3 protein-coding genes and 1 pseudogene are annotated in these 3,969 nt (G+C 71.7%); 3 read left to right on the top strand and 1 reads right to left on the bottom strand.

Annotated features, from left to right (window positions below):
* Together QR78_RS35250 and QR78_RS30495 are read left to right on the top strand one after the other, a co-directional pair.
* Positions 1 to 532, top strand: a pseudogene (locus QR78_RS35250) (AMP-binding protein); the annotation flags it as partial.
* Positions 533 to 730: 198 nt separating this feature from the next.
* Complete coding sequence (locus tag QR78_RS30495; RefSeq protein ID WP_048431385.1) at positions 731 to 1,075, top strand: type 1 periplasmic-binding domain-containing protein; 345 nt, start codon at positions 731 to 733, stop codon at positions 1,073 to 1,075.
* A 119-nt stretch (positions 1,076 to 1,194) separates the two neighbouring features.
* On the opposite strand, the gene recG is transcribed toward QR78_RS30495, so the two are convergent.
* Positions 1,195 to 3,306, bottom strand: a complete 2,112-nt coding sequence (gene recG, locus QR78_RS30490) for an ATP-dependent DNA helicase RecG (RefSeq protein WP_048431384.1) — start codon at positions 3,304 to 3,306, stop codon at positions 1,195 to 1,197.
* 170 nt (positions 3,307 to 3,476) lie between these two features.
* Here recG and QR78_RS30485 point away from each other — a divergent pair, with 170 nt between their 5' ends.
* On the top strand, positions 3,477 to 3,773 hold the full coding sequence (locus tag QR78_RS30485; RefSeq protein WP_048431383.1) for an FAD assembly factor SdhE: 297 nt from the start codon (positions 3,477 to 3,479) through the stop codon (positions 3,771 to 3,773).
* The last annotated feature ends 196 nt before the right edge of the window (positions 3,774 to 3,969 follow it).

Genomic DNA, 3,969 nt, shown 5'->3' with positions numbered 1-3,969 from the left:
CGGCGCCACCCTCGAATGCCATCCGGTCTTCGAGACCGGCGCCCTCTCGGCCGCCCTCGACCAGCCGGTGCCGACGCATCTCGTCGCCCCGGCCTGGATGGAGGCGGGTTTCGCCCGGACCACCGTGGCGGGCCGGCTGCGCACCCTCGCCTACGTCCATCGGGCGCCCTGCCGGCTCAGCGGCCGCCTGCCCGGGCGGGCCGGCGTGGTCGATATCCTGGCCTTCGACGAGACCGCGCTGCTCTGCGGCCGCCGTGACGCGCAGGATGTGGGCCTCGTCCTGGCGGCCCCGGAGCGGGCCGCATCGCCACGGGAGCAGGCCGCATCGCCACGGGAGCAGGCCGCCGACCGGACCGGCCTGATGCAGCTCCGCCGCGACCCGGACGGGCGCCTGAGCTTCCGGGGAGCGGCCTGCACCGCCAGGATGTTGCATCGCGGTATCACGCTGGAAGAAAATCAGGATGGGTGGATGCCCTCCCGCTTCCGGCCGTCGCTCTTCGCCGGCGTCGCCACGGCGGTCGCGGAGGTCTAACGCGGCGCCGGCAAAATTCCGGCTCCGCTTCCGATCCAGAAAAGCCTCATTCCGACAAGGGTTTGACCGATAGTCCAAAGGGTCTCTCCGGCCCCGGCTCGCCGGCCGACCGTCCCCCGGATGGTGAACCTTTGTCGGCTCACGGCGTTACTGCCCCGGTGCCTTCACGAAAGGCGCGCGATCGGCTAACGCTTGAACATGGGTGCGCTGCAAAAAGTTCTCGTCGTGGACGATGGCCATCGCGCCATCGACCGGGCCCTCTCCGCGGAGCTGGCCGAGCTGGGCTATGCCAGCGTCACCGCCTCCCTCGAGGCGGCGGACGATGTCCTGGCGATGATGCCGAACCCCGCGGCCGTGCTGCTGCACGTCCCGCGCCGCGATGCCGGCGGCACCTTCCGGCTCCAGTCCGAGCGCCTGCGCGAGCGCCTGCGCGGCGCCGGCGTCCCGGTGATCGAGGTCGACGCCGCCGGCCAGCAAACCGGCGCCCCGATCGACCTGCAGAGCCGCATCGGCACGCGGGTGCTGAACGAGCCGGAATTCTGACGAGCCCTTCGGATCTCCGATCCACGGCATCGTCCTGAGGCGGTCGGCGATCACCTCGGGACGATGCCGCGCATGAGGTGCGGGGAGTCTCGCGCCGTCGCGGTTCCCACCCGATCTCCTCACCCCGCCTGCAGCAGCTTCACCGCCGCGTCGCGCTCGAACAGGTAGAGCAGCGCCCGCAGGGCTTGCCCCCGCTCTGACTTCAATCCCGGATCACGCTCGACGACGAGCTTCGCGTCGTCGCGGGCCGCCACGATCAGGTCGCCGTCGGCTTCCGGCCGGGCGAGGCGGAAATTGGCCAATCCCGACTGGCGGGTACCCAAAACCTCGCCCTCGCCGCGCAGGCGCAGATCCTCCTCGGCGATGCGAAACCCGTCCTCGGTCTCGCGCATCATCTCGAGCCGGGCGCGGGAGACCTGGCCGAGGGGCCCCTTGAACAGGAGGAGGCAGGTCGAGGCGCCCGCGCCCCGCCCGACCCGGCCGCGCAGCTGGTGCAGCTGAGCGAGGCCGAAGCGCTCGGCATGCTCGATCACCATCACGGTGGCCTGCGGCACGTCCACGCCGACCTCCACCACCGTGGTCGAGACCAGGATCTTGGTGTCGCCGGCGGCGAAGCGCTCCATCGCCTCGTCCTTGTCCTTGCCCGGCATCTTGCCGTGAACGAGGCCGACATCCGCACCGAAGCGCTCGCGGAGCGCCGAAAACCGCTCTTCGGCGGCGGCGAGGTCGACGTACTCGGATTCGGCGACCAGCGGGCAGATCCAGTAGACGCGGTCGCCCTTGGCGAGCGCCCGCTCGAGGCCCAGCGTCACCTCCTCGATCCGATCGGTCGAGACCAGCACCGTCTTGATCGGCTGGCGGCCCGCCGGCTTCTCGTCGAGGACCGAAACCTCCATGTCGCCGAAATAGGTCAGCGCGAGGGTGCGGGGGATCGGCGTCGCGGTCATCACCAGGATGTCGACCGCCTCGCCCTTCCCCCCCAGTGCCAGGCGCTGGTGCACCCCGAAGCGGTGCTGCTCGTCCACCACCGCGAGGCCGAGATCGTGGAACGCCACGTCGTCCTGGAACAGGGCGTGGGTGCCGACCACGATGTGAATGCTGCCGTCGGCGAGGCCGGCGAGCGTCGCCCGGCGCTCCGCCACCCGGTCGCGGCCGGTGAGCAGCGCAAGGTTCAAGCCGACAGCCTCCACCATCGGCCGCAGGCGCTCGGCGTGCTGGCGGGCCAGGATCTCGGTCGGTGCCATCATGGCCGCCTGGCGGCCGGCCTCGATCGCGGAGGCCATGGCGAGCAGTGCCACCGCGGTCTTGCCCGAGCCGACATCGCCCTGGAGCAGGCGCAGCATGCGCCGGTCCGAGCCCATGTCGCCGCGGATCTCGGCGAGCGCCCGGATCTGCGCGCCGGTGAGCCCGAACGGCAGGCCCTCCTCGATCCGCCGCGACAGGGCACCGTCGCCGACATTGGTGCGACCGTGCGGGCGATGCATGCGGCTGCGCACCAGCGCCAGTGCCAGCTGCGAGGCCAGAAGCTCGTCGTAGGCGAGGCGCCGCCGGGCCGGAGTCTTCAGGTCCTCCTCGGTCTCGGCGGCCTCCGCCGGGCGGTGCTCGGTGCGCAACGCATCGGCGAAGGCCGGCCAGCCCTGGCGGTCGAGGAAGGAGCGGTCCTGCCATTCGGGCAAGGTCGGCAGCCGGTCGAGGGCGGAGACCGCCAGCTTGCCGATCGCCCGCGAGGTCAGCCCCTCGGTGGCGCCGTAGATCGGCTCCACCGCCGGCAGGTCGGCCAGGCCCTTCTCGTCGAGGATGCGCGAGGGATGCACCATCTGGCGAAAACCGTCCCACAGCTCGATCCGGCCCGACACGTAGCGGTGGCTGCCGAGCGGCAGCATCTTCTCGATGCGGGCGCGCGGCAGGTTGAAGAACACCAGGGTGATGTCGCCGGTCTGGTCCTCGACCAGAACCCGGAAGGGTTTGCGGCCCGCACTCTGCGGCGGGCGATGGGCCACCACGGTCACCCCGAGCGTCACCGGCTCGCCGGGCGGCGCCTCGGCGATCGAGCCGCGCAGCTGCCGGGCGATGCCGCGCTGGGGCAGGTGAAAGAGCAGGTCGACCACCCGGGCCGGGCGCTCCGGCGTGCCGACGAGCTTGTCGATCAGCACGGCGACCTTGGGACCGGCCCCCGGCAGCACGGTCGCGGGGGCGAACAGGGGATCGAGCAGGGAGGGACGCAGCGACATCGGGGCGGAAGCGGAAGGGAGTCGGGGGCTCTATACACCACGGCGGCGCGGCCGCGGGACGCTCCATGTCGCATCGCGCGCCTCACGCCCCATATGGGCGGGGAAGGGTTTCGCACCCGCGCCCCGGGCGGTAAAGCCGTCCGGACCAGCCCGAGGATTTGTCTCAAGCGATGACCGGCACCACCCGCACCAGCGCCGACCTCGATCCGCGCCGCCGCCGCACGCTCTACCGCTCCTGGCACCGGGGCACCCGGGAGATGGACCTGATCATGGGCCGCTTCGCGGATGCCGAGATCGGGACCCTCACGGAGGAGGAGCTGGCCGATTTCGAGCTGCTGATCGAGGTGCCGGACCGCGACCTCTTCCGCTGGATCACCGACGAGGCCGAGGCGCCGTCGAACTACGACACCGCGGTCTATCGCCGGATGAAGGCGTTCCACCAGCACGGGGCGCCGGTGGATCTGTGAGGCGGTGCTCACGAGCGCGAGTTCTCATGGTGTGGCGCGGGTCAACCCTCCCCCCTCTGCGGGGGAGGGTGGCGAACGCAGTGAGCCGGGAGAGGGACAGCGCGACGCTGATCTAGAGGGCGCCCGCCACCACGGTCGCGACCTCTCCGGAAGCGGCGCCCCCTCTCCCGCCCCACTCCGTGGGGCACCCTCCCCC

Origin of the sequence: Methylobacterium indicum (assembly GCF_001043895.1) — a bacterium.
Taxonomy (GTDB): Bacteria; Pseudomonadota; Alphaproteobacteria; order Rhizobiales; family Beijerinckiaceae; genus Methylobacterium; species Methylobacterium indicum.
The sequence above is the reverse complement of the archived record's forward strand: the minus strand, read 5'-3'. Positions and strand labels throughout refer to the sequence as shown.

What these genes read in the sequence shown, in the direction of transcription:
- QR78_RS30495 (WP_048431385.1), top strand. Translation starts at nt 731, where the DNA reads ATGGGTGCGCTGCAAAAAGTTCTCGTCGTGGACGATGGCCATCGCGCC.
- recG (WP_048431384.1), bottom strand. Translation starts at nt 3,306, where the DNA reads ATGTCGCTGCGTCCCTCCCTGCTCGATCCCCTGTTCGCCCCCGCGACC.
- QR78_RS30485 (WP_048431383.1), top strand. Translation starts at nt 3,477, where the DNA reads ATGACCGGCACCACCCGCACCAGCGCCGACCTCGATCCGCGCCGCCGC.